Raw genomic sequence first — 25,576 nt, forward strand, 5'->3', positions numbered from 1 at the left:
GGCCTCCCGACGTGGTGGGGTCCTCGCATACGATGGCCGTTGCTCAGCAATGAAATGGAAACCGACCGTCCCAGGCCCGACCGGCAAGGAGACCACCCCCCGTGTCCGTCCTCTCGAAGATCATGCGTGCAGGCGAAGGCAAGATCCTGCGCAAACTGCACCGCATCGCGGGCCAGGTCAACTCCATCGAAGAGGACTTCGTCGACCTCTCCGACGCCGAGCTGCGTGCCCTCACCGATGAGTACAAGGAGCGGTACGCCGACGGTGAGAGCCTGGACGACCTGCTCCCCGAGGCCTTCGCCACCGTCCGCGAGGCCGCCAAGCGCGTCCTGGGCCAGCGCCACTACGACGTGCAGATCATGGGCGGCGCGGCCCTCCACATGGGTTACGTCGCCGAGATGAAGACCGGTGAGGGCAAGACCCTCGTCGGCACCCTGCCCGCGTACCTGAACGCCCTGGCCGGCAAGGGCGTCCACATCATCACGGTCAACGACTACCTGGCCGAGCGCGACTCCGAGCTGATGGGCCGCGTCCACAAGTTCCTGGGCCTCGAGGTCGGCTGCATCCTGGCCAACATGACGCCGGCCCAGCGCCGCGAGCAGTACAACTGCGACATCACCTACGGCACGAACAACGAGTTCGGTTTCGACTACCTGCGCGACAACATGGCGTGGTCCAAGGACGAGCTCGTCCAGCGCGGCCACAACTTCGCCGTCGTCGACGAGGTCGACTCCATCCTCATCGACGAGGCCCGTACGCCGCTGATCATCTCCGGCCCGGCCGACCAGGCCACCAAGTGGTACGGAGACTTCGCCAAGCTGGTCAAGCGCCTCAAGCGCGGTGAGGCCGGCAACCCGCTCAAGGGCATCGAGGAGACCGGCGACTACGAGGTCGACGAGAAGAAGCGCACGGTCGCCATCCACGAGTCCGGGGTCGCCAAGGTCGAGGACTGGCTGGGCATCGACAACCTCTACGAGTCGGTCAACACCCCGCTGGTGGGCTACCTGAACAACGCCATCAAGGCCAAGGAGCTCTTCAAGCGCGACAAGGACTACGTGATCATCGACGACGAGGTCATGATCGTCGACGAGCACACCGGCCGTATCCTCGCCGGCCGCCGCTACAACGAGGGCATGCACCAGGCGATCGAGGCGAAGGAAGCGGTGCCGATCAAGGACGAGAACCAGACGCTCGCCACGATCACCCTCCAGAACTTCTTCCGCCTCTACAAGCGCCGCGACCACAACGGCAAGGAACAGCCCGGTCTGTCCGGCATGACCGGTACGGCGATGACCGAGGCCGCCGAGTTCCACCAGATCTACAAGCTCGGTGTGGTGCCCATCCCGACCAACCGGCCCATGGTCCGCATGGACCAGTCGGACCTGATCTACCGCACCGAGGTCGCCAAGTTCGAGGCCGTCGTCGACGACATCGAGGAGAAGCACGCCAAGGGTCAGCCGATCCTCGTGGGCACCACCTCGGTGGAGAAGTCCGAGTACCTCTCCCAGCAGCTCAGCAAGCGCGGCATCCAGCACGAGGTGCTGAACGCCAAGCACCACGAGCGCGAGGCGACGATCGTCGCCCAGGCGGGCCGCCGGGGCTCGGTCACCGTGGCCACCAACATGGCCGGCCGTGGTACGGACATCAAGCTCGGCGGCAACCCCGAGGACCTCGCCGAGGCGGAGCTGCGCCAGCACGGTCTCGACCCCGAGGAGCACATCGAGCAGTGGGCGCACGCCCTGCCGGACGCCCTCGCACGGGCCGAGGACGCCGTCAAGGCCGAGAAGGACGAGGTCGAGCGGCTCGGCGGGCTCTATGTGCTCGGCACCGAGCGGCACGAGTCGCGGCGGATCGACAACCAGCTGCGCGGTCGTTCCGGCCGTCAGGGCGACCCCGGCGAGTCCCGCTTCTACCTCTCGCTCGGCGACGACCTGATGCGCCTGTTCAAGGCCCAGATGGTCGAACGCGTGATGTCCATGGCGAACGTCCCGGACGACGTGCCGATCGAGAACAAGATGGTCACGCGCGCGATCGCGTCGGCCCAGTCGCAGGTCGAGACGCAGAACTTCGAGACCCGTAAGAACGTCTTGAAGTACGACGAAGTCATGAACCGGCAGCGTGAGGTCATCTACGGCGAGCGGCGCCGCGTCCTGGAGGGCGAGGACCTGCACGAGCAGATCCACCACTTCATGGACGACACCATCGACGCCTACGTGCAGGCCGAGACGTCCGAGGGCTTCCCCGAGGACTGGGACCTGGACCGGCTGTGGGGCGCCTTCAAGCAGCTCTACCCGGCGAAGGTCACCGTGGAGGAACTGGAGGAGGAGGCCGGCGACCGCGCCGGGCTGACGGCCGAGTTCATCGGCGACTCCATCAAGGAGGACATCCGCAAGCAGTACGAGCAGCGTGAGGCGCAGCTCGGTTCCGAGATCATGCGTGAGCTGGAGCGCCGGGTCGTGCTGTCGGTCCTGGACCGCAAGTGGCGCGAGCACCTCTACGAGATGGACTACCTCCAGGAGGGCATCGGCCTGCGCGCGATGGCGCAGAAGGACCCGCTGGTCGAGTACCAGCGCGAGGGCTTCGACATGTTCACCGCGATGATGGACGGCATCAAGGAGGAGTCCGTCGGCTACCTGTTCAACCTGGAGGTCCAGGTCGAGCAGCAGGTCGAGGAGGTCCCGGTCGAGGAGGCCGAGCCGGAGCCGGTGGCGCAGGACGCGGTGCCCGCGCAGGCGGGTGCCCGGCCGGAGATCCGCGCCAAGGGGCTCGACGCCCCGCAGCGGCGGCACCTGCACTTCTCCGCGCCGACCGTGGACGGCGCGGGCGGCACCGTCGAGGGCGAGTTCGCCGAGGACGAGCCGGTGCGCTCCGAGGCCGACGGCCTCACGCGCGCCGAGCGCCGCAAGCAGGCGCGGGGCGGTCGCCGCCGCAAGAAGTGAGCGAGCCGCGAGGCTTCTGAGCCGGGCGAGCGGTGAGGCTCCGTACGGAGCCGTGAGAGCAGGCGGAGGGCCGGGCAGACCCCAGGGTCGCCCGGCCCTTCGGCGTCAGCGGCCGTGGGGGCGGGGCGGGCGGGTACCGCCCAGTTCCACGGCGGTGCAGCGCCAGCGCAGGTCCTGGCCCTGTTCCAGGCGGAAGGCCATGGCCCGCAGCCGGTCGCCGGCACCGATCCGGGCGAACACCTCGAGCGCGCCCTCGCGAGGGACGTAGTAGCCGATGTCCCGCACCACCGGACGGGTGCCACGGGTGCGCAGCGGACCGCGCTCGGCGAGGTCCGCCAGTTCGTCGTAGGCGCGGCCCGCGGTGTGCCGCAGCATCGAGTGGACGGGCCGCTGGCCGCTCAGGACGGCGAGCAGCAGCTCGGCGAAACGGTCGGTGGGGCGGGGCTGGGCCGGCAGGGGAGACCGGGGCGTGGGGGCCGGGAGAGCCGGGCGCCGTCGCAGCAGGGCCGTGGCCGTGGCAGTGGCCGCGGTCGTGGCCCTGGCGCCGGCTGCCGGCGTGAAGGACGGCGGGCGGTTGTCGGCGGGACGCGTGGAGGCCGGGGCGGGTACGGGAGAGGGGCGGCCCCCGCCGGGGGACGGGGCGGGGGCGGCACCTCCGGCGGGGGTGCGCGGCGGGACGGTGCCGCCGGTGGGGCGGCGTGTGTCGCGGCGGCCGGGAGGGCGGGTGCCGGTGCGGTGCTGCGCCCTGGTCATGACCTTGTTCACGGGGCTCCGTTCGACGGGCCGGGAGTCGCCGTCGACCGGGGACCGAGGCGATACCGGGCAGTAACTTCGGGGTTGGGGATCTTGTACGGGGCGGCGGAGTGCGGCGGCAAGGAGCCGTGAGCCGTGTCGGGGCGGCGGTGGGATTCACTTATCCGAGTGAATGACGGCCCCTCGGCCCCGCACTGGAGCGGGCGCACCGGGTGAATTTCGGGCTCGGAGTGGACGCGGCCCGGAGGGTGGGCGGGGACCCGATGGGGGACGCCCGCACGTATCCTGAAGGCCCAGCCGGCCGGGTGCGACCACCCCTCGACGGAACGCCGGCGGACCTCCGACCACGAAAGCGGCCGACATGCGCGTCTACGTCCCCCTCACCCTCCCGGGTCTCGCCGAGGCGTACCGGACGGGTGAGCTGGGCGCGGGCCCGTTCGCCGCCTACGGTGTGACGCCCGCGCTGCGCGAGTGGTACCGCTCCGAGGACGTCGAGGAGCTGGAGTACGCGGCACTGGGCGGCGCCGCGCTGGCCTCGCTGCGGCTGCTGGCGGCGGACGCCGCGGCGCCGCGGCGCCGGGTCGTGGTCGCCGTGGACGTGCCCGACCGGGCGGCCTCGGCCGACCCGGCCCCCGGCCCCGGTGCGGTGCGGGTCGACGGGCCCGTCCGGCTGGACAGGGCGGCGGCGGTGCACGTGGACGCTCCGGACGCGGAGGCGGACGTGGCGTCGGCCGCGGACGCGCTGCCGGCCGCGGACGGCGGGGACGGCAGCGCCCAGTCCACGGTGGACGGGGCGGAGGACCACGAACTGCTGTGGTACGCCACCCAGGAGATCCCGAACCTGCTGGGCCCGACGGCCTAGTCCGAGTCGGCAGCCCGGTTGTCGGTGCCGGCGGGTACTTTTCCTTCCATGGGGATGCACACGGACACGCACATCGTCTGGGACTGGAACGGCACGCTGTTCCACGACGTCGACGCGGTCATCGGCGCGACGAACGCGGCCTTCGCCGAGCTGGGCCTGGAGCCGCTCACGCTGGAGCGGTACCGGGAGCTGTACTGCGTGCCGGTGCCGAAGTTCTACGAGCGGCTGATGGGGCGGCTGCCGAGCGGGGCCGAGTGGGAGCTGATGGACGCGACCTTTCACCGGTACTACTCCGAGCACCGGGTGCGGTGCGTGCTCGCCGAGGGCGCGACCGAGCTGCTGGCACAGTGGTCGGCGGCGGGGCGCAGCCAGTCGATCCTCAGCATGTACGGGCACGACGACCTCGTGCCGCTGGTCCGGGGCTTCGGCATCGAGCCGCACTTCATACGCGTCGACGGGCGGACCGGGCCGTCCGGCGGGGGCAAAGCGGAGCACATGGTGCGCCACCTCGGCGCGCTGACCGGCGTCGACCCGACGCGCACGGTGGTGATCGGGGACGCCGCCGACGACGCGCTGGCCGCCCGGCACGTCGGGGCGAAGGCCGTGCTCTACACCGGCGGTTCGCACAGCCGGGCCAGCCTCGAAGCGGTCGGGGTGCCGGTGGTGGACACGCTGGCGGAGGCCGTCGCGGAAGCGGAACGCCTGGCCGGCTGAACGCCGGGCCGCGCGCACTCAGCACTGAGCACCGTGGGCGCGCACTGTGCGGAACGTCCAAGTTCCACCCCGTGTTTTGTACACATACGGCTCATGACGGGCCCCCTGCGGGGGGCGATAGCCTGGGTGGCGTGATCAGCGCGATAGCTCGCGGGGGCCTCGCCGTTCCCGCCGTGCGCCCGGAGAGCACGGACGACATCCGTGGCCGGGCGGAGCTCGCTGGTCCTCGCGGGCGGGAGAGGACCCGAAGGGTTCCAGGGACGCGCGGCACTCCCCGGGCGCGGACGCGGAAGAGAGCAGCGTCACACCCGGCGGGCGCGTCGAAGTTGGCAGAGAAGCCCCCGCTCGTCTCATCTTGCGGCATAGCGTCGGAACGGACCGGACACCCCGCGTCGTACCACCGCACCGCAAGCGCGGAGACAGTACTTCCTTCTACGTCACGCAACGGCGCGCGACAGGAGCCAGAGGACAATGCAGACCAAGCTGGACGAAGCAAAGGCCGAGCTGCTCGAAAAGGCCGCCCGGGTAGCTGAGAACAGCCCGGCCGGCGGGAAACTGCCGACCGGGACGACGGACAAGGGCATGCCCGACCGGGACACCGTGCTCGCGTTCCTCCAGCGCTACTACCTGCACACCGCCCCGGAGGACCTCCTCGGCCGCGACCCGGTCGACGTATTCGGAGCCGCCGTCGCGCACTTCCGGCTGGCCGAGAACCGTCCCCAGGGCACGGCCAACGTCAAGGTCCACACCCCGACCGTCGAGGAGAACGGCTGGACCTGCAGCCACTCCGTCGTCGAGGTGGTCACCGACGACATGCCCTTCCTCGTGGACTCCGTCACCAACGAGCTGACCCGGCAGGGCCGGGGCATCCACGTCGTCATCCACCCGCAGATCGTGGTCCGCCGCGACCTCACCGGGCAGCTGATCGAGGTGCTCGCCACCCCGCCCGCCGGCGACCTCCCGCACGACGCCCACACCGAGTCCTGGATCCACGTCGAGATCGACCGCGAGACCGACCGCGGCGACCTCAAGCAGATCACCGCCGACCTGCTGCGCGTCCTGTCCGACGTCCGCGAGGCCGTCGAGGACTGGGGCAAGATGCGGCAGGCCGCCACCGAACTGGCCGAGGGACTGCTCGACGAACCCGTCCCCGGGGACGTGCCGGAGCAGCAGGTCGAGGAGGCCCGGGAGCTGCTGCGCTGGCTCGCCGACGACCACTTCACCTTCCTCGGCTACCGCGAGTACCAGCTGCGCGACGACGACTCCCTCGGCGCCCTCCCCGGCACCGGTCTGGGCATCCTGCGTGCCGACCCGCACCACGCCACCCCGGAGGGCCACCCGGTCAGCCCGTCCTTCGAGCGGCTGCCCGCCGACGCCCGTGCCAAGGCGCGCGAGCACAAGCTGCTCGTGCTGACCAAGGCCAACAGCCGGGCCACCGTGCACCGGCCGTCGTACCTGGACTACATCGGCGTCAAGAAGTTCGACGCCGACGGCAACGTCGTCGGTGAGCGCCGCTTCCTCGGACTGTTCTCCTCCGCCGCCTACACCGAGTCCGTCCGCCGGGTCCCGGTGATCCGCCGCAAGGTCGAGGAGGTCCTCGAGCTGGCCGGCTTCTCGCCGCACAGCCACGACGGGCGCGACCTGCTGCAGATCCTGGAGACCTACCCGCGCGACGAGCTCTTCCAGACCCCGGTCGACGAGCTCCAGGCCATCGCCACCTCGGTGCTCTACCTCCAGGAGCGCCGCCGCCTGCGGCTCTACCTGCGCCAGGACGAGTACGGGCGCTACTACTCCGCCCTCGTCTACCTCCCGCGCGACCGCTACACCACCGGGGTGCGCCTGAGGATCATCGACATCCTCAAGGAGGAGCTCGGCGGCATCAGCGTCGACTTCACCGCCTGGAACACCGAGTCGATCCTCTCCCGGCTGCACTTCGTGGTCCGTGTCCCGCAGGGCACCGAGCTGCTCCAGCTGTCCGACACCGACAAGGAGCGCATCGAGGCCCGCCTGGTCGAGGCCGCCCGCTCCTGGGCCGACGGCTTCGGCGAGGCGCTCACCGCCGAGCTGGGCGAGGAGCGCGCCGCCGAACTGCTGCGCCGCTACGCGGGCGCCTTCGCCGAGGGCTACAAGGACGACCACACCCCGCGCAGCGCCGTCGCCGACATCGTCCGGCTGGAACAGCTCGACGAGGAGAAGAACTTCGAGCTCAGCCTGTACGAGCCGGTGGGCGCGGCCCCCGAGGAGCGCCGCTTCAAGATCTACCGCCAGGGCGAGGCCGTCTCCCTGTCCGCCGTGCTGCCCGTGCTCCAGCGGCTCGGCGTCGAGGTCGTCGACGAGCGGCCCTACGAGCTGCGCCGCGCCGACCGCAGCGTCGCCTGGATCTACGACTTCGGGCTGCGGATGCCCAAGGCACCCGGCGGCGCCGACCACCTCGGTGACGACGCCCGTGAGCGGTTCCAGGACGCCTTCGCCGCGACCTGGACCGGCAAGGCGGAGAACGACGGCTTCAACGCCCTCGTGCTGAGCGCCGGGCTGGACTGGCGGCAGGCGACGGTGCTGCGCGCGTACGCCAAGTACCTGCGCCAGGCCGGCTCCACGTTCAGCCAGGACTACATGGAGGACACCCTCCGCGACAACGTCCACACCACCCGGCTGCTCGTCTCCCTGTTCGAGGCGCGGATGTCGCCGGAGCGGCAGGGCGCCGGGTTCGAGCTGCTGGACGCCCTGCTGGAGGAGATCGACGCCGCCCTCGACCAGGTCGCCTCGCTCGACGAGGACCGCATCCTGCGCTCCTTCCTCACCGTGATCAAGGCGACGCTGCGCACCAACTTCTTCCAGGGGGCGAGTGACGGCCGCCCGCACGACTACATCTCCATGAAGTTCGACCCGCAGGCCATCCCCGACCTGCCGGCGCCGCGTCCGGCGTTCGAGATCTGGGTGTACTCGCCGCGGGTCGAGGGCGTGCACATGCGCTACGGCAAGGTGGCGCGCGGAGGCCTGCGCTGGTCGGACCGCCGGGAGGACTTCCGCACCGAGATCCTCGGCCTGGTCAAGGCGCAGATGGTGAAGAACACCGTCATCGTGCCGGTCGGCGCCAAGGGCGGCTTCGTCGCCAAGCAGCTGCCCGACCCGTCCGTGGACCGTGACGCCTGGATGGCCGAGGGCATCGCCTCCTACAAGACGTTCATCTCGGCGCTGCTGGACATCACCGACAACATGGTGGCCGGCCGGGTCGTGCCCCCGGTGGACGTCGTCCGGCACGACGGGGACGACAACTACCTCGTCGTCGCGGCCGACAAGGGCACCGCGCGGTTCTCGGACATCGCCAACGAGGTCGCCGAGTCCTACGACTTCTGGCTCGGAGACGCCTTCGCCTCCGGTGGCAGCGCCGGATACGACCACAAGGGCATGGGCATCACCGCCCGCGGCGCCTGGGAGTCCGTCAAGCGGCACTTCCGGGAGCTGGGCGTGGACACCCAGACCCAGGACTTCACGGCCGTCGGCATCGGTGACATGTCCGGTGACGTGTTCGGCAACGGCATGCTGCGCAGCGAACACATCCGGCTGGTCGCCGCCTTCGACCACCGGCACATCTTCATCGACCCGAACCCGGACGCGGCCGTCGGCTACGCCGAGCGCCGCCGCCTGTTCGAGCTGCCGCGCAGCTCCTGGGCGGACTACGACACCGAGCTGCTGTCGGCCGGCGGCGGGGTGTTCCCGCGCAGCGCCAAGTCCATCCCGGTCAACGCCCAGATCCGCGAGGTCCTCGGCCTCGACGAGGGCGTCACCAAGGCGACCCCGGCCGACCTGATGAAGGCGATCCTCAAGGCGCCGGTGGACCTGCTGTGGAACGGCGGCATCGGTACGTACGTCAAGGCGTCCACCGAGTCCAACGCGGACGTCGGCGACAAGGCCAACGACGCGATCCGCGTCGACGGCAAGGACCTGCGGGTCGCCGTCGTCGGCGAGGGCGGCAACCTGGGCTTCACCCAGCTCGGCCGGATTGAGGTCGCGCTGCACGGCGGCCGGATCAACACCGACGCCATCGACAACAGCGCGGGCGTGGACACCTCCGACCACGAGGTGAACATCAAGATCCTGCTCAACGGCCTGGTCGCGGACGGCGACATGACGGTCAAGCAGCGCAACAAGCTGCTCGCCTCGATGACCGACGAGGTCGGCCGGATGGTGCTGCGCACCAACTACGCGCAGAACACCGCCATCGCCAACGCCCTGGCCCAGTCCAAGGACATGCTCCACGCCCAGCAGCGCTTCCTGAAGCACCTGGTGCGCGAGGGCCACCTCGACCGGGCCCTGGAGTTCCTGCCCACCGACCGCCAGATCCGCGAACGGCTGGCCGCCGGGCAGGGCCTGACCGGCCCGGAGACGGCCGTCCTGCTGGCGTACACGAAGATTACGGTCGCCGAGGAGCTGCTGAGCACCTCGCTGCCCGACGACCCGTACCTCAAGAGCCTGCTGCACGCGTACTTCCCGACCCCGCTGCGCGAGCAGTTCCTCGACCGGATCGACGGCCACCCGCTGCGCCGCGAGATCACCACGACCGTCCTGGTCAACGACACGGTCAACACGGGCGGTACGACGTACCTGCACCGGATGCGCGAGGAGACGGGCGCGTCGCTGGAGGAGATCGTCCGGGCCCAGACCGCGGCCCGCGCGATCTTCCGTTCCGCCCTGGTGTGGGACGCCGTCGAGGAACTCGACAACAAGGTCGACGCGGACGTCCAGACCCGGATCCGGCTGCACTCGCGGCGGCTGGTGGAGCGCGGCACGCGCTGGCTGCTCAACAACCGGCAGCAGCCGCTGGAGCTCGAGGAGACGGTGACGTTCTTCGCCGAGCGCGTCGAGCAGGTCTGGTCGCAGCTGCCCAAGCTGCTGCGCGGCGCGGACCTGGAGTGGTTCCAGAAGATCCACGACGAGCTGACGGGCGTCGGCGTCCCCGGTGAACTCGCCACCCGCGTGGCCGGCTTCTCCTCCGCGTTCGCGGCGATCGACATCGTCTCGGTGGCCGACCGCCTGGGCAAGGAACCGCTGGACGTCGCCGAGGTGTACTACGACCTCGCCGACCGGCTGCGCATCACCCAGCTGATGGACAGGATCAGCGAGCTGCCCCGCGCGGACCGCTGGCAGTCCATGGCCCGCGCGGCGATCCGCGAGGACCTGTACGCGGCGCACGCGGCGGTGACGGCCGAGGTGCTGGCGCAGGGCAACGGCGCGGCGTCACCGCAGCAGCGGTTCCAGGTGTGGGAGGAGAAGAACGAGGCCCTCCTCGGCCGGGCCCGCACCACCCTGGAGGAGATCCGCAGCTCGGACACGTTCGACCTGGCCAACCTGTCCGTGGCGATGCGGACGATGCGGACGCTGCTGCGCCCGCACGCGTAGGCCACGGCGCCGGCGAGGCGGCGACACGGCACTGACACACCCAGGGGTGCCCCGGACACGACGGTCCGGGGCACCCCTGTGGTGTGCTCGGGGTGCCCCGGAGCCGATGTGATGTTAAGGCTCTGAGAGTGACCGTCCGTCCCGCCCGCTCCGGCCGTCCCGGCCGCTCTGCCGGTACCCGGTCCGCCCTGCCCGGGAGGACCGGCGGGCCGCGGGCCGCGCCCCGGCCGGTGGGCATCGCCCGGACCGCCGTTCAGGTCGCCGCCGGGCTGACCCTGGTCCTGCTGCTCGCGGTGATCGTCCGGCTCCCGTGGGCCGGCGACCTCGGCATGCACGCGGCGACCCTGCAACGCCTGCGGCACGACCTGGCCGACCCCGGCAACCCCCTGGTCGACGCGGACACGCAGAGCCCGTACTACTCGCCGTGGACCGTGCTGCTCGGCGGCCTCGCCCGGCTGACGGGGCTGCCGGTCTTCGTCGTGCTGCGGCTCGCCGCCCTGGCCGGACTCGCGCTGCTGGTGACGGGCGTGTGGCGCTACGTACGGGCACTGACCGTGTGCGGGGCCGGGAACCGGGCCGCGCACGGGGCGGGGCAGCGGGCCGTCTTCGCGCTCGCCCTGCTGAGCCTGCTGTTCCTGTGGGGCACGGCCCCGTTCCTGTGGAGCGGCTTCCCGGGGCTCCACTCGCTCGCACTGACGGTCTCCTACCCGAGCACCCTCACCCTCGGCCTCGCCTTCCACCTCTGGGCCTGGCTGACGGCCGCGCTGCGCCGCCGGGCCGGGTGGGGAACGTGGGCAGGACTGGGCACGCTGTGGGCGGTGATCCTGCTGTGCCACCAGTTCGCCGGCGTCGTGGCCACGGTCGGCGCCCTCGCCACGGTGCTGTCGGCCCGGCCCGCGCGACTGCCGCGGGCGGTGTGGCCGCGGCTCGGCGCCGGACTGCTGCTGGGCGTCCTCGTGCTGTGGGCCTGGCCGTACTACGACTTCTTCGCGCTGCTGGGCGCCGGCGCCGGGCTGGAGTCGGTGCACCGGGAGCTGTACCGGGACCTGCCGGCCCGGTTCGGGCTCGTCCTGCTCGGCGTGGCCGCGCTGGCCGCGCGGTGGCGGCGCGACCGGTGGGACCCGCTCGCGCTGTTCTTCGCGCTGGGCGCGCTGGTCTTCGCGGCGGGCCTGCTGAGCGGCCACTACGCGTGGGGGCGCGCACTGCCCGCCGTGCTGGTCCCGGCGCAGCTCGCGGCCGCCCTGGAGACGTTCGGGGCGGCGCGGCGCACGCTGCGCGCCGGGTGGGCCGTCGTCCTGGCCGGTGCGCTGGCCGTCGGCGCGTGGGCGCAGGCGGGAGCGGTGGGCTACGTCGTCCCGCACGACGCACTGCCCCGGGCGGTCGAGGCCCGGTACCGGGAGCCGTGGACGGGGTACCACTGGATGACACCGTGGGTGGAGTACGGGGACGTCGTCATGGCGGAGACGGAGCCGGCCCGTCGGATTCCCGCGTACGGGCCCTACACGGTCGCCCCCGGTTACCCAGACTTCTTCCTGCCGGACGAGGAGCGCAGGGCGACGGCCACGGAGCAGTACTTCGCGCCGCGCACCCCGGAGCGGGTGCGCCGGGGCATCGAGCGGGCGTACGGAGTGCGGTGGGTGGTGGACACGACGGGCACACTGCACGACACCGGGCTGCGGGCCGTGACCCGGGGGCCGGAGGGCCAGACGCTCTACGCGGTGCGCTGACCGGGCACCTCACCGCCCCAGCAGGTTCGCCACCGGGCGGGCCAGGCGCCGTACCGCCGGGCGGGTCACCCGGGCCGTCACCCCCACGGGTTCCCAGCGGATCTGCAGGCGGCCCGCGCCGTGGCCCTCCGGTTCGACGGTGACGCGGTGCGGGGCCGTGCCAAAGCGGTACGGGACACGGGCGGTGAACGAGGGGAAGGCCAGGGGCGCCAGCAGGAGACCCGCGTTGCCCTGCCCCCGGAGGGTGAGGTGGAGCAGCGGATGGCGCACCCCGGCGAACCCGCCCACCGGCAGGGGGACGGCCGCCGGGTCGAGGCCGACACGGCCCTCGAAGACACCGGGGCGGACGGGGGAGAGGCGGAAGGGCACGGTGAGGCGGCGCCGGCCGGGAGAGACGAGGAGGGTCGCGCGCTGCGGGCCGAGCGGGAGGCGCAGCGCCGGATCGTAGGTGCGCACCGTCAGTTCGACCGAGGCGCCGGAGCCCCGGGCGATGTCCGTGATCTCGTGGCGGAACAGGGCGGTGGGGAAGGGGCGGGTGTCCGGTTCCAGGTCGGAGAGGTCCAGTTCGGCGCGGGCGGCGGCGGACGCGGGGACCCGGTCGCCCCAGTAGGCGCGGCCGTCCGGGCCCACGGTCAGCTGCCTCGGGGCGATGTCGTGGCCCAGGCCGCGGGCCGCCTGCCGGGCCTCGGACAGGCGGCGGTCACGGAGCAACCGGAGGACGACCCGTTCGGCGCGCGGGAGGCGGGCGTACGCGCTGGGCGACAGCGTCTCCAGGTACGGGTTCAGCAGGTCCGCGAAGCCCGCGAGCCACTCGTCGTCCCGGTGGGGCAGGTCGCCCGTGTACATCCGGACGTCGTGCTTGAGGAACTTGTGGTCCTTGTCCGCGCGCAGCGACGCGTGCCCGCTCTCCGTGAGGAAGGCGTCGATGAGGTGCTGGACGCGGACCCGGTCGCGGACGTTGGCCGGCTTGTGCCGCTGGTTGGAGATGGACGCCGACTCCTGGGCGGCGTAGGGGGCTATGTACCAGAGGTACACCGGCTCCGGGACGATCGTGAACCTCCTCGCCAGGCAGTACGCCTGCGCCGAGAACAACTGGTCCTCGTAGTGGATGCCCTCGGGGAAACGCAGGCCGTGCCGGTCGAGGAAGGCCCGGGAGTACATCTTGCCGGTCGACAGGTGCTCGAAGAACAGCCGCGGATCGGCCTCGATGCCCTCCAGGGTGCGGCGCTCGCGCACCAGGTGCGGCATCCAGGTGGAACGGCGGCCGGTGTCGGTGCGGACGCGCCGTACCGCGCCCATCGCGAAGTCGATGTCCCGTTCGCGATGGGCGGCGAGCAGCAACGCCACGGCGTTCGCGGGAAGTTCGTCGTCGCTGTCGAGGAACATCAGATACGGCGCGCGGGCGGTCTCCAGGGCGCGGTTGCGGGGCGCGCTGCAGCCGCCGCTGTTGTACGGCAGGCGCAGATACCGGATGCGCGGGTCCGAGGCCGCCAACCGCCGTGCCACCTGGGGGGTTTCGTCCGTCGAGTGGTCGTCGCTGATGACGATCTCGAGGTCGCGGTGGGTCTGCCGGCGGACCGACTCGACCGCGCGGGGGAGGCGTTCGGCGTCGTTGTAGACGATGACCGTCACGGTGACGTCCGGTGCGTCGGGTACGTCGGGTGTTTCTCGGAGGCCGCTCGCCTCGGGGGGTGGCCTCATCAGGAGCCCGCCTCCTCGGGGCCGGGCGCCGGGGTGCGCTCCTCCAGGGGCAGCACCGGCGGCAGCGACTCCTCGCCCTGGCCGAGGAAGACCCGGCGCACGACGCGTTCGGCGGCGCGGCCGTCGTCGTACTCGCAGAACCGGCGCCGGAAGACGGCCCGCGCCTTCGCCGCGCTCGCGTCGTGCCAGGCGTCGGTGGTGAGGATCCCGGTCAGCTCCTCCTGGGTGCGGGCCACCGGACCCGGTGCCTCGGCCGTCAGGTCGAAGTAGACGCCGCGCGTCTCCCGGTAGACCTCCCAGTCGTCGGCGTGGATCACCAGGGGGCGGTCCAGGTTGGCGTAGTCGAACATGATCGACGAGTAGTCGGTGACCAGCAGGTCGGCGGCCAGGCACAGGTCCTCGACCGGGTCGTAGGACGAGACGTCAACGATGCGGGCGCTGCGGCCGCCGCGCCGCAGCGAGGTGAGGGGGGAGGCGCCCCCGGCGGTTCCGGCGCTCCCGTCGTGGAAGTAGTGGCCGCGCACCAGCAGGACGGTGTCCTCGCCGAGGCGGTCGGCGAGCGCGGCGAGGTCCAGGTGCGGGACCCAGCCCGCCTCGTAGTCGCGGTGCGTGGGCGCGTACAGCACGGCCCGGCGGCCGGGGGCGATGCCGAGGCGTTCGCGGATCGCGCGGACGTCCTCGGCGCCGGCCGTGTAGTAGACGTCGTTGCGCGGATAGCCGTAGTCGAGCGAGACGTGGCGGGACGGGTACGCCCGCTGCCACATGCGGGTCGTGTGGCTGTTGCTGGAAAGGCTGTAGTCCCACTTGTCGACGCGCTCCAGCAGGGCCTGGAAGTCCAGGCCCCGGGCGGCGGCCGGGAACGGCAGCTGGTCCACGCCCATGCGCTTGAGCGGGGTGCCGTGGTGTGTCTGGAGGTGGACGGCGTCGGGGCGTTTGACCACGGCGTCCGGGAAGTTGACGTTGCTGACGAGGTACTTCGCGGTGGCGAGCACCTCCCCGTAGCGGCGGGTGCCGGGCACCACGTGGTCCGTGCCGGGCGGGAGCAGGGCGGCGTTGTGGGCGGTCACCACCCACACCGGGTGGATCCACGGGGCGAGTTCGGCGAGCTTGGCGGCGATCGCGGCCGGATTGCAGGCGACACCGCGGTTCCAGTACGCCGTGAACACCGCCAGGTCCGGGTCGACGGGTCGGCGCAGGGCCCTGCGGTAGTGGTGCTCGCCGAGCAGGGCGCCGAGCTGCCGCCTGCCGGTGCGCGCCGCGGAACCGGCGGCGCGGCGGGTGCGGTTGGTGGCCTGGAGGGCGCGGTACCGGGTGTAGGCGCCCTCCTCGAGCAGCGAGCGTCGGACGCCCTCGAGGCCGGCCGGGCGCCGGTGGTCCTCGGGACGGTGACGTACGGTGGCCAGCGAGGCGCGGCGGAAGAACTCCCGGGCGACCGGATCGGGCATGCCGCCGCGGACGAAGGTGCGCAGACAGTCGTCGACCATGAGCTCGTACAGCACACCGTGGACGGCGGGGCGGTCACCGGCGAGGCCGAGGAGGGCTTCGTAGTGCTCGACGAGGGCACAGCGCTGCTCGGGGGTGACCGGCGGGAGAGCGGCGGGACGCAGCCGCCGGTCCTCGTGGGCGACGCGGGGCAGACAGGCGACGCGGTCGGCGAGCAGGAGGGCGGCGCGGGCGGCGTACGGTTCGTCGAACGTGGCGTCGGCCGTGGTGCCGATGGCGGTGAGCCGGGTGTGGTGGGTCCGCCAGAAGGCGGCGCGCAGGACGCGGGTGCCGAGCAGCGGGGTGAGGCGCAGCAGGGGCGCACAGTCGTCGAGGGCGAGGCCGGCGCGGCCCGCGTCGGCCTCGCGGACGAGCAGGGGGCCGTCCGGGGAGGGCAGGCCGGAGCTGCGCCAGGTGCTGCGGACGTGGTCCAGGAGCAGGACGTCCACGGTGTCGGGGAGCCGGGCGAGGTGCTCGGTGACGGTCCGCGGACCGCCGGGCGGCAGGCCGTCCTTGGCGTGGACGAAGTGCAGCCAGCGGCCGGTGGCCAGGGTCGCCCCCGCCGCCCTGGCCGCCGCGTCGGAGGTGCCGTCGGGCAGGGGCAGCACCTGGACGTCGGGGGTGTGCCGCTCGGCGGTCTCCCGGGCCCAGTCGCCCACGGCGGCGACGATGACCTCGATGTCCGGGAAGGGAACTCCATTGCGGGTGGTGCGGGTGGTGAGGGCGAGGGAGTCGGGGGAGCAGAGGGATTCGAGGAGGCCGGTCAGGTGGTCCTGGGTGTTCGGCCCGTGGACGATGACGCTGAGCTCGGGCATCTCGGGGCTCCTTCGTCTCGTCACCGATCCGGGCGTTCCCTTCGGTCATAGTGGCATCAATGCGACGAAGGGGCCGCCCGGAGACGGACGGGCGGCGCTTCACGAGGGGGCGGTGGCGGCCTCCGGCTCGGTCACCGTCGTGGGCTCGGTCGCGGCCTTCGGTTCGGTCGCGGTCTTCGGCTTGGGCTTCGGTTTGGGCTTGCGGGCCTTGTCCGGTCCGCCGGTGAACGCCTCGTACTCCTTGAGTACCTCGTCCGTCGGCCCGTCCATGCGCAGTTCACCGCGCTCCAGCCACAGCACGCGCTCGCAGGTGTCCCGGATCGACTTGTTGCTGTGGCTGACCAGGAAGACGGTGCCGGCCTGCCGGCGCAGCTCCCGGATGCGCGCCTCGGAGCGCTTCTGGAAGGAGCGGTCGCCCGTGGCCAGCGCCTCGTCGATGAGGAGGACGTCGTGGTCCTTGGCGGCGGCGATGGAGAAGCGCAGCCGGGCGGCCATGCCGGAGGAGTAGGTGCGCATCGGCAGGGTGATGAAGTCGCCCTTCTCGTTGATGCCGGAGAAGTCGACGATCTCCTGGTAGCGCTCCCGGATCTGCTCGCGGGACATGCCCATGGCGAGCCCGCCGAGATGGACGTTCCGTTCGCCCGTCAGATCGTTCATCAGGGCCGCGTTGACACCGAGCAGGGAGGGCTGGCCGCCGGTGTAGATCCGGCCGTTCTCCACCGGGAGCAGTCCGGCGACGGCCTTGAGCAGGGTCGACTTGCCCGAGCCGTTGGTGCCGATCAGGCCGATGGCCTCGCCCCGGTAGGCGACGAAGGACACGTTCCGCACCGCGTGCACCGTGCGCACGCCGGCCGCCTTCTCGGTCTTCCGGCGCCGCACGATGCGGTTGAGGGCGGCGGTGGCGGAGCCGCGTCCGGCGCCGGTGCCGTTGACCCGGTAGACGATGTCGACGCCGTCGGCGATGACGGTGGGGATCTTCTCAGCAGTGTTGTCAGTGTTGTCAGCGTTGTCAGCCACGACCGTAGGTCTCCTCGGCCTTCCAGAAGTAGACGAAACCGATCACCCCGGCCAGCAGCGCCCAGCCCCCCGCCACCGCCCACACATGCGGCGGCAGATACGACGAGCCGTAACCGTCGATCAGCGCGAAGCGCACCAGATCCATGTAGACCGCGGCCGGGTTCCACTGCAGCACGTCGGTCAGCCAGCCCGGCACGTCCTTGTCCGCCAGCATCACCGGCAGGCTGAACATCACCCCCGAGGCGTACATCCAGGTCCGCAGCACGAACGGCATCAGCTGGGCCAGGTCCGGCGTCCGGCTGCCCAGCCGCGCGAAGATCAGCGCCAGCCCGGTGTTGAAGACGAACTGCAGCCCCAGCGCGGGCACCACCAGCAGCCAGGACAGCGCGGGCAGGCTGCCGAACGCCAGCACCACCGCCACCAGCACCACCAGCGAGAACAGCAGCTGCTGCAGCTGCTGCAGCGCGAAGGAGACCGGCAGCGCGGCGCGCGGGAAGTGCAGCGCCCGCACCAGCCCCAGGTTGCCGGAGATGGCCCGCACCCCGGCCAGCACCGAGCTCTGGGTGAAGGTGAACACGAACACCCCGGTCACCAGGAACGGCACGTAGACGTCGCCCGGGATGCCCCGGCGGGCGCCCAGCAGCAGCCCGAAGACGAAGAAGTACACCGCCGCGTTCAGCAGCGGGGTGGCCACCTGCCACAGCTGGCCCAGCTTGGCCTGGCTGTACTGCGCGGTCAGCTTCGCCCGGGAGAAGGCCAGGATGAAGTGCCGGCGCGCCCACAGCCGGCGGACGTACTCGGCCAGCGACGGGCGGGCGCCGCTGACCGTCAGTCCGTACCGGGCGGCGAGTGCCGGAAGGTCGTCCTCGACCGGGACCGGGCGGGCCGGTGGGGAAGGCGGTGTGTGGAGGGCCTGACTCACATCCGCTTCTTTCGCTAGGGGGTGGGGGTGGCGGCGGTGCGGTGCGGTGCCGTGTTCCGCCCGGTGTTCCCCGCGGGTCTGCGCGCGTTCACTCACGTCGGGACGGCACCGTATCGTCGCAACGTGAGCGTAGGGCGAACGCACGTCGGAACGCAACCGTTCCGTCGTGGCAGCCAGGGCGCGGCGCCACTCTGTGCCGGATCGGTGTACGTGTCGGCGTCAGAACGGGTCCGTATCGTCGTCACGCCCTATGCTGGGCCGCATGACGACCAACGCCGACGAGCCCCAGCCACGTCCGCGCCGCAGGGCCCCCGCCGGGGCCGCCGTACTGCGGGAGGACGTGACGGAGGCCATCCGGGCGGCCGTCTTCGAGGAACTCGCGGCCGTCGGCTACGCGCGGATGTCCATCGAGGGGATCGCGCGCCGCGCGGGCGTCGGCAAGACCGCGGTGTACCGCCGCTGGCGCTCCAAACTGCACCTGGTCCTCGACCTGGTCTCCGCCATCGCCGTGCAGGGGCTGCCCGCGCCGGACACCGGCTCCCTGGAGGGAGACCTGCGACTGCTGTACGAGGTCACCTCACGCGCCCTGCGCCACCCCGTCGCCTCGCAGATCCTCCCCGACCTCCAGGCCGAGGCCGCCCGCAACCCCGACATCGCCGAGGCGCTCCAGAAGGCGCTGCGGGAGGGTCAGGACGGGGTCGCCAGGGGTGTCGTCACGGCGGCGCAGCAGCGGGGCGAGATGCGCCCCGGCGTCGACCACGCCCTGGCCCTCGACCTGATCTCCGGCCCCCTGTACTGGCGCTCGGTGGTCATCCGCAACCCGAAACTCCCGAAGAGCTACCTGCCCGCCCTGGCCAGAGCCACGACGGCGGCCCTCAGGGCGCTGTGAGCGGGCGCGGTCACGCCGACGGGTGGAGGCGGAGCCAGCCCTTCCAGGCTGAGGTGATCATGTCGTCGACGGTGTGGCGGGCCTTCCAGCCGATTTCGGTGGCGGCGCGGTCGGCGGAGGCGACGACGCTCGCCGGGTCGCCGGGACGGCGGGGGGCGACCGTGGGCGGCAGGTCGTGGCCGGTGAGGGCGTTGATGCGGTCGATCATGCCCCGGACGGAGACGCCCTCACCGCGGCCGATGTTGAGGGTGAGGTCCCGGCCGGGAGCGGCGCGCAGGGAGCGGGCCGCGGCCACGTGGGCCTCGGCCAGGTCGACCACGTGGATGTAGTCGCGGACACAGGTGCCGTCCGGGGTCGGGTAGTCGTCGCCGAAGATGCACGGGGGCGCCTGCTCGGTGAGTTTCTCGAAGACCATGGGGACGAGGTTGTAGACGCCCGTGTCGGCGAGCTCCGGGCTCGCGGCGCCCGCCACGTTGAAGTAGCGCAGGCAGGCCGTGGACAGACCGGCGGCCCGGCCCGCCGCGCGGACCAGCCACTCGCCGGCCAGCTTCGTCTCCCCGTACGGGGACATCGGCGCGCAGGGGGCGTCCTCGGTCACCAGGTCGGCGGCGGTCTCCGGCATGCCGTACACCGCCGCCGAGGACGAGAAGACGAAGGACGACACGGCACCGGCCGCCGTCACCGCCTCCAGCAGGACGCGCAGGCCCTCGACGTTCTCCCGGTAGTAGTGCAGGGGCAGTTCCAGCGACTCGGCGACCTGCTTCTTCGCCGCCAGGTGGACGACGCCGGTGGCCTCGTGGTCGGCGAGGGCGCGGGCCACCCGCTCGCCGTCCAGGGTCGAGCCGACCACCAGCGGCACTCCGTCCGGCACCCGGTCGGGGATGCCGGTGGACAGGTCGTCGTACACCACCGCCCGTTCGCCCGCCTCGGTCATCGCCCGTACGACGTGCGCCCCGATGTAGCCGGCGCCGCCGGTGATCAACCAGGTCATGTGCGGACGTCCCCTCGTCGTTGGCCCGCGGTGGGTGGTCGGTTCCCGCCGCTTCCCCGGATCTTAGTGAAGCAGGCGCCGGAGTCTCCCGCGTACGACCGAGGCGGCACCGCGTACGCCGAGCGCGACCCGCAGCGCCAGCGCGCCCGAGTGGGTGGCGTACGGCCGGACCAGCACCACGCCGTGCCGGACGCTCGGCACCGCGCGGCGGCGCAGCAGACCGGGGCCCGCACACGCGTGCGCGGTGACCTCGCGGCTCGAGCCGTCGCCGAAGCGCACCCGCAGGCGCAGGTCCCAGGCGCCCGCGCCGAGCGCGGCCAGCCGGGCCGGCCGTACGGTCGTCTCCGCGGACCAGCCGCCCCCGGCCGCCGCCCGCAGCGGTACCGTGCACGCCCTCCTGCCGCCGCCGTCCCGGTGCCGCCACTCGATCTCCAGCTCCGAGGGGTGCGCCCGCTCCAGCAGGCCGTACAGCTCGTGCAGGTGAAGGCGCAGGTGCAGGCGGGCGGTACGGGCGCGGGGGCGCAGCTCCGCGTCGACGGCGAGCGGCAGCCGGGTCACGGGACGGGCCGGCAGGGGCTCCAGGGTGACCCCGGGCAGGTCGGCGGACCAGCAGGGCGTGCCGTCCGCCGTGCGGGGGTACGGCGGGCACAGCCGCGCCGGGCGGCCCGCCAGTTCCTGGAGGCGGGGCAGGTCGCGCGGCTCGGGGGAGGCCAGCAGGACCCGCCCGATCAGCCGGCCGGGCGCGACCGGGTCGCGGGCCCAGTCGGCCGCGTCGTACTCGGCGAGGAACGCGCGCGTGTGCGCCCACCACGCGCGCCGGTGGTCCGCGTCGTGCAGCCGCAGCTCCCGCACGTACATGCGCAGCTCGTGGTCGAGGAACTTGGCCCGCGCCGCCCGCGCCAGCTCCTTCTGCCCGGCGGCCAGCAGGATCTCGTACGCCGTGCGGCACGCGCGCGTGCGGTCCCGCCAGTTGTCGAGGCCCGCGCGGTCCAGCGAGATCGACAGCCGCCGGGCGGACCGGCGCACCTGCCAGACGTAGACCCGGTCCGGGACCAGGGCGACGCGCGGGGCGGCGGCCCACAGGTGCGCGGTGAAGACGAAGTCCTCGTAGGGGAAGTGTCCCTCGGGGAAGCGGATGCCGTGCGCGCGCAGGAACGCCGTCGCGTAGAGCTTGTTGACGCAGAGGGTGTCGTGCACCAGGCGGGGGCGCCGGGCGGGGTGCGGGAGCACCCGGGGCGCCGCGTACAGGCCGGGCTGCCACGGCACCTCGCGCCCCGACGGCAGTTCGCGGCGCACGCACAGCCCGCCGGCGACGTCCGCGTCCGCCGCGCCCGCCGCGTCGAGGAGCGCGTCCACGGCACCGGGCGGGAGGACGTCGTCGCTGTCCAGGAACATCACGTACGGCGAGGTCGCCGCGTCGAGCCCGGTGTTGCGCGGGGAGCCGCAGCCGCCGCTGTTGGCGCGGTGCCGGATCAGCCGGAGGCGGGGTTCGGTGCCGGCCAGCCGGGCGAGCAGGCCCGCGCTGCCGTCCGTGGAGCAGTCGTCGACGGCCACGACCTCGCGCACGGCCGGCCCCTGCTCGAGCGCCGAGCGCACGGCGTCGGTCACATGGGCGGCGTCGTCGTGGCCTATCACCACGACGGTGACACCGGTGCCGCCGTCGGCGGCGGTCTGGGGGCGATGGGGGTGCATAGGCGTCCCCTGGGGCTCGAGTGACTGGTCACTGACCTTTTGCCCGTTAAAAGGTGCTTTGTACCCCCGCGTCCGTTGCGATGATGCCGCGGTGGCCGTCAGGCGCCGTTCGCCGCCGCCGTGTCCAGTGCGGCGGTGAGCCGGTCGAGGCGGGCCCGCAGCGACTGGATCTCGTCGATCCCGAAGCCGGTCGCGGCGACGATCCGGCGCGGGACGTCCACGGCCCGCTCGCGCAGCGCGGCGCCCTCCTCGGTGGGCCGCACCTCCACCGAGCGCTCGTCGAGCACGCTGCGCTCCCTGTGCACCAGGCCGGCCGTCTCCAGCCGTTTGAGCAGCGGGGACAGGGTGCCGGAGTCGAGCCGCAGGTGTTCGCCGAGCTTCTTGACGGGCAGGGTGCCGTGTTCCCAGAGGGCCAGCATCACCAGGTACTGGGGGTAGGTGAGGCCGAGGTCCTTGAGGACCACGCGGTACACGCCGTTGAAGGCGCGCGAGGTGGCGTGCAGGGAGAGGCAGATCTGCCGGTCGAGGCGGAGCCAGTCGTCGGCGGAACCGGGCGGCGGGGCACCGGCCGGGTCCGTGGCCGGCGCCGAGGGCGCGGCCGGCGGAAGGTTCGGGGTCGGTGTCATGGCTCCAGGGTAGCCCTTTCGAGCCATTTGATTGTGCGCAATTGAATCGTGTGCTCTACTTATGGTCGTGCGGCGGCCGGAGCCCTCGAAGGCGGAGGGCTCCGGCCGCCCGGCCACGACTCGAGAGGGAAGGTTCCCCATGGACGCGCTCTACACCGCTGTCGCCACCGCCACCCACGGCCGCGAGGGCCGCGCCGTCACCTCCGACGGCAAGCTGGACCTCGGTCTCGGCGCCCCCGTGGAGCTGGGCGGCAGCGGCGAGGGCACCAACCCGGAGCAGCTGTTCGCCGCCGGTTACGCGGCCTGCTTCGGCAGCGCCCTCGGCCTGGTCGGCCGGGCGGCGAAGGTCGACGTCAGCGAGGCCGCGGTGACCGCCGAGGTCGGCATAGGCAAGCAGGGCGAGGGCTTCGCGCTCGCCGTGACGCTGCGCGTCGAACTGCCCGACACGGTGGACGAGGAGACCGGCCGCAAGCTGGTCGAGCAGGCCCACCAGGTCTGCCCCTACTCCAACGCCACCCGCGGCAACGTCCCGGTCGACCTTGTCATCGAGTGACCGAGTGACCGAGTGACCGAACAGCCGAGTAACCGAACAACCGGGTGATCGAGCGATCGAGCAGCCGACCCGGCTCACCGGCCGGGTCGCCCCGAAGGCCGTCCGGAGGGCCGCCAGGTGGGCGGCCGGGCCGCCCGGGTCACGCCGTGTACGGCGTCCGAGGGCATCCCCCACCCGACGGAGCGGACCCGGGGCCCTTTGTGCGGAGCCCCGGGTCCGTCCTCCGACTCTGCCGCCGTGCGGCTCACTTCACGGCGCCCGCCATCACACCGGAGACGAACTGCCGCTGGAAGGCGAAGAACACGGCCAGCGGGATCACCATCGAGATGAACGCGCCCGGCGCCAGCACGTCGATGTTGTTGCCGAACTGCCGTACCTGCGTCTGCAGGGCGACCGTGATCGGCTGGCTCCCGGAGTCCGTGAAGATCAGCGCGACCAGCATGTCGTTCCACACCCACAGGAACTGGAAGATGCCCAGCGAGGCGATGGCCGGCCCGGCCAGCGGCATCACCACCCGGGCGAACAGGCGCAGTTCACCCGCGCCGTCCAGCCGGGCCGCCTCCAGCAGTTCCTTCGGGATCTCGGCGAAGAAGTTCCGCAGCAGGAACACCGCGAACGGCAGACCGAAACCGACGTGGAACAGCACCACCCCGGCCAGCGAGCCGAAGATGCCGAGGCTGCCGAAGAGTTCGGCGATCGGGATCAGCGCCACCTGCACCGGCACCACCAGCAGCCCCACCACACCGAGGAACCACCAGTCCCGGCCCGGGAACTCCATCCACGCGAAGGCGTACCCGGCGAGCGAACCGATCACCACCACCAGGACCGTCGCCGGGACGGTGATGTACGCCGTGTTCAGCAGGGAGCCGGTGATGTCGCCGTTCTCCAACAGGGTCCCGTAGGCGCCGAAGGTGAGCTGCGAGGGCTCGGTGAACACCGTCCACCAGCCGTCGGCGGCCATGTCCTCGGGGGTGCGCAGACTGGCCAGCAGCAGCCCGATCGTCGGGACCAGCCAGAACATCCCGACGACGATCAGGAACGCCTGGACCAGCCCCCCGCCGACCCGGTCGGCGAGCCGGGAGGCGAGCGAACGGGAGCCCGGTGAAAGCGACTTGACCGGTGGCCGTGCCTTGAGCGGACGTGAGCTCATCGCCTGGCCTCCCGCCTCAGCCGCCGCACGTTGAACCACATCACCGGGATCACCAGGAGCAGCAGGAACACCGCGATCGCGCTGGCGATGCCCGGCTGGTCCTCGGAGAAGCCCTTGCGGTACAGCTCCAGCGCGAGGACGTCGGCGTCGTCCTGGGAGGAGCCGGGGGCGATGATGAAGACCAGGTCGAACACCTTCAGCACATTGATCATCAGGGTGACGGTGACCACCGCGAGCACCGGCGCCAGCAGGGGCACCGTGACCCGTCTGAACACCTGCCACTCGCCCGCGCCGTCGACCCGCGCGGCCTCCAGCAACTCCCGGGGTATGCCCGCGAGTCCGGCCGCGATCAGCACCATCGCGAAGCCCGCCCACATCCAGATGTACGAGCCGATGACGGCGGGCGTGACCAACGACGGGCCCAGCCAGTCCAGGCCGTTGTACGGCTCCTTGAAGTTGCTCGCCGGAAGCCGGAGTCGTGCCCCGTCCGCCTCGGACGACAGGGAGAACGTGCCGTCGGCCGCCGCCGTGGTGGTCTCCACCACCGTGCCGTCCCTGACCGCCTCGATCCTCATGCCGGGATAGCCCGACTCGTCGGCGTCGACGCCGTTCAGCGTGCCGACGCCCTTGCCGCGGGTGAAGTCCTGCCAGGTCGTGCCGGTGATCCGGTCCGGCTCCGGCTTCGGCGCGGCCGCCCGCTCGGCGTCGTCCGGGATCAGGTCCGGGGCGACACCGACCAGCGGCAGCGTGACGGTGTCCCCGACGCGCACCGTCCCCTTGGTGACGAAGGCGCCACCGTCGGCCGCCTCCAGCGGCGACTCGCGGCCCGGGTGCGCCTTCGGGTACGCCGACGACTCGGCGAAGGTGTCGTGCACCCCCACCCACACCGCGTTCGCGACGCCCTTGTCCGGGTCCTGGTCGTACACCAGGCGGAAGATGATGCCCGCCGCCAGCATCGAGATCGCCATCGGCATGAAGACGACCAGCTTGAACGCCGTGCCCCAGCGGATCCGTTCGGTCAGCACCGCGAAGACCAGACCGAGCGCGGTCGCGACCGTCGGCGCGAACACCACCCAGATGACGTTGTTCTTCAGGGCGGTGCGGATGCCGTCGTCGGTGAACAGGGCCCGGTAGTTGTCGAATCCGGCGAAGCCGCCACCGGACTGGTCGTAGAAGCTGCGGATGACGGAGTACCCGATCGGGTAGACCACGAGCGCACCGAGCAGCAGCAGCGCGGGCAGCAGGAACAGCGCCGCGACGGTCCTGCGGGTGCCGGTGACGCTCCTGCGCGACTTGGGGGCGGCAGGGGCCTCGGGGACCCCCGCCGCCGTGTCCGACGCCAT

17 protein-coding genes are annotated in these 25,576 nt (G+C 72.2%); 7 read left to right on the top strand and 10 right to left on the bottom strand.

Annotated features, from left to right (window positions below):
- Positions 1-101 precede the first annotated feature (101 nt).
- Entirely contained in the window at positions 102-2,939 is a 2,838-nt protein-coding gene (gene secA / locus JL475_RS11880; RefSeq protein WP_202277525.1) for a preprotein translocase subunit SecA, read from the top strand.
- Positions 2,940-3,044: 105 nt separating this feature from the next.
- Here the strand turns inward: secA and JL475_RS11885 are convergent, their stop codons facing one another.
- Complete coding sequence (locus JL475_RS11885; protein WP_202277526.1) at positions 3,045-3,704, bottom strand: Rv3235 family protein; 660 nt, start codon at positions 3,702-3,704, stop codon at positions 3,045-3,047.
- Between the two features lie 349 nt (positions 3,705-4,053).
- Here JL475_RS11885 and JL475_RS11890 point away from each other — a divergent pair, with 349 nt between their 5' ends.
- From JL475_RS11890 to JL475_RS11905, 4 genes are all read left to right on the top strand, one after another.
- A complete protein-coding gene (locus JL475_RS11890) occupies positions 4,054-4,554 on the top strand; it encodes a hypothetical protein (protein ID WP_202277527.1) in 501 nt (166 codons plus the stop codon).
- 48 nt (positions 4,555-4,602) lie between these two features.
- On the top strand, positions 4,603-5,268 hold the full coding sequence (locus JL475_RS11895) for an HAD family hydrolase (protein ID WP_202277528.1): 666 nt from the start codon (positions 4,603-4,605) through the stop codon (positions 5,266-5,268).
- A 471-nt stretch (positions 5,269-5,739) separates the two neighbouring features.
- A complete protein-coding gene (locus tag JL475_RS11900) occupies positions 5,740-10,668 on the top strand; it encodes an NAD-glutamate dehydrogenase (protein ID WP_202277529.1) in 4,929 nt (1,642 codons plus the stop codon).
- 236 nt (positions 10,669-10,904) lie between these two features.
- The gene (locus JL475_RS11905) at positions 10,905-12,395 is read left to right on the top strand and encodes a hypothetical protein (RefSeq protein WP_202277649.1); all 1,491 of its coding nucleotides are present in this window, start codon (positions 10,905-10,907) and stop codon (positions 12,393-12,395) included.
- A 9-nt stretch (positions 12,396-12,404) separates the two neighbouring features.
- Here the strand turns inward: JL475_RS11905 and JL475_RS11910 are convergent, their stop codons facing one another.
- From JL475_RS11910 to JL475_RS11925, 4 genes are all read right to left on the bottom strand, one after another.
- Positions 12,405-14,096 (bottom strand): glycosyltransferase family 2 protein, encoded by a 1,692-nt coding sequence (locus JL475_RS11910; RefSeq protein ID WP_202277530.1) that lies wholly within the window; start codon positions 14,094-14,096, stop codon positions 12,405-12,407.
- Positions 14,096-16,393 (bottom strand): CDP-glycerol glycerophosphotransferase family protein, encoded by a 2,298-nt coding sequence (locus JL475_RS11915; RefSeq protein WP_202277531.1) that lies wholly within the window; start codon positions 16,391-16,393, stop codon positions 14,096-14,098. The genes JL475_RS11910 and JL475_RS11915 overlap by 1 nt, the downstream gene beginning before the upstream one ends.
- Before the next feature lie 99 nt (positions 16,394-16,492).
- Complete coding sequence (locus JL475_RS11920) at positions 16,493-17,410, bottom strand: ABC transporter ATP-binding protein (RefSeq protein WP_307825027.1); 918 nt, start codon at positions 17,408-17,410, stop codon at positions 16,493-16,495.
- Positions 17,403-18,332: an ABC transporter permease gene (locus JL475_RS11925; protein WP_202277532.1), complete on the bottom strand. Its 930-nt coding sequence runs from the start codon at positions 18,330-18,332 to the stop codon at positions 17,403-17,405. The genes JL475_RS11920 and JL475_RS11925 overlap by 8 nt, the downstream gene beginning before the upstream one ends.
- 250 nt (positions 18,333-18,582) lie before the next feature.
- On the opposite strand from JL475_RS11925, the gene JL475_RS11930 reads away from it, so the two are divergent.
- Entirely contained in the window at positions 18,583-19,221 is a 639-nt protein-coding gene (locus JL475_RS11930) for a TetR/AcrR family transcriptional regulator (RefSeq protein WP_202277533.1), read from the top strand.
- A 10-nt stretch (positions 19,222-19,231) separates the two neighbouring features.
- Here JL475_RS11930 and galE read toward each other — a convergent pair whose 3' ends face one another.
- The 3 genes from galE to JL475_RS11945 all read right to left on the bottom strand — a co-directional run bounded on the left by galE (position 19,232) and on the right by JL475_RS11945 (position 22,530).
- On the bottom strand, positions 19,232-20,212 hold the full coding sequence (galE, locus tag JL475_RS11935) for a UDP-glucose 4-epimerase GalE (protein WP_202277534.1): 981 nt from the start codon (positions 20,210-20,212) through the stop codon (positions 19,232-19,234).
- Between the two features lie 63 nt (positions 20,213-20,275).
- Entirely contained in the window at positions 20,276-21,904 is a 1,629-nt protein-coding gene (locus tag JL475_RS11940; RefSeq protein WP_202277535.1) for a glycosyltransferase family 2 protein, read from the bottom strand.
- A 98-nt stretch (positions 21,905-22,002) separates the two neighbouring features.
- Positions 22,003-22,530, bottom strand: a complete 528-nt coding sequence (locus JL475_RS11945; RefSeq protein WP_237406892.1) for a MarR family winged helix-turn-helix transcriptional regulator — start codon at positions 22,528-22,530, stop codon at positions 22,003-22,005.
- Positions 22,531-22,669: 139 nt separating this feature from the next.
- Between JL475_RS11945 and JL475_RS11950 the strand changes: the two genes are divergently transcribed.
- Positions 22,670-23,083 carry an organic hydroperoxide resistance protein gene (locus tag JL475_RS11950; RefSeq protein WP_202277537.1) on the top strand — a complete coding sequence of 138 codons (414 nt, stop codon included), beginning with the start codon at positions 22,670-22,672 and terminating at the stop codon, positions 23,081-23,083.
- A 244-nt stretch (positions 23,084-23,327) separates the two neighbouring features.
- Here JL475_RS11950 and JL475_RS11955 read toward each other — a convergent pair whose 3' ends face one another.
- Both JL475_RS11955 and JL475_RS11960 read right to left on the bottom strand, forming a co-directional pair.
- A complete protein-coding gene (locus JL475_RS11955) occupies positions 23,328-24,233 on the bottom strand; it encodes a carbohydrate ABC transporter permease (protein WP_202277538.1) in 906 nt (301 codons plus the stop codon).
- Complete coding sequence (locus tag JL475_RS11960) at positions 24,230-25,576, bottom strand: carbohydrate ABC transporter permease (protein ID WP_202277539.1); 1,347 nt, start codon at positions 25,574-25,576, stop codon at positions 24,230-24,232. The genes JL475_RS11955 and JL475_RS11960 overlap by 4 nt, the downstream gene beginning before the upstream one ends.

Source organism: Streptomyces sp. M2CJ-2 (assembly GCF_016757295.1).
GTDB lineage: Bacteria > Actinomycetota > Actinomycetes > Streptomycetales > Streptomycetaceae > Streptomyces.

Bases quoted from the DNA above. Each gene is read 5' to 3' on its own strand.
- JL475_RS11890 (WP_202277527.1), top strand. From the start codon at position 4,054: ATGCGCGTCTACGTCCCCCTCACCCTCCCGGGTCTCGCCGAGGCGTAC.
- JL475_RS11895 (WP_202277528.1), top strand. From the start codon at position 4,603: ATGGGGATGCACACGGACACGCACATCGTCTGGGACTGGAACGGCACG.
- JL475_RS11900 (WP_202277529.1), top strand. From the start codon at position 5,740: ATGCAGACCAAGCTGGACGAAGCAAAGGCCGAGCTGCTCGAAAAGGCC.
- JL475_RS11910 (WP_202277530.1), bottom strand. From the start codon at position 14,096: ATGAGGCCACCCCCCGAGGCGAGCGGCCTCCGAGAAACACCCGACGTA.
- JL475_RS11915 (WP_202277531.1), bottom strand. From the start codon at position 16,393: ATGCCCGAGCTCAGCGTCATCGTCCACGGGCCGAACACCCAGGACCAC.
- JL475_RS11930 (WP_202277533.1), top strand. From the start codon at position 18,583: ATGCTGGGCCGCATGACGACCAACGCCGACGAGCCCCAGCCACGTCCG.
- galE (WP_202277534.1), bottom strand. From the start codon at position 20,212: ATGACCTGGTTGATCACCGGCGGCGCCGGCTACATCGGGGCGCACGTC.
- JL475_RS11940 (WP_202277535.1), bottom strand. From the start codon at position 21,904: ATGCACCCCCATCGCCCCCAGACCGCCGCCGACGGCGGCACCGGTGTC.
- JL475_RS11945 (WP_237406892.1), bottom strand. From the start codon at position 22,530: ATGACACCGACCCCGAACCTTCCGCCGGCCGCGCCCTCGGCGCCGGCC.
- JL475_RS11950 (WP_202277537.1), top strand. From the start codon at position 22,670: ATGGACGCGCTCTACACCGCTGTCGCCACCGCCACCCACGGCCGCGAG.
- JL475_RS11955 (WP_202277538.1), bottom strand. From the start codon at position 24,233: ATGAGCTCACGTCCGCTCAAGGCACGGCCACCGGTCAAGTCGCTTTCA.
- JL475_RS11960 (WP_202277539.1), bottom strand. From the start codon at position 25,576: ATGGCGTCGGACACGGCGGCGGGGGTCCCCGAGGCCCCTGCCGCCCCC.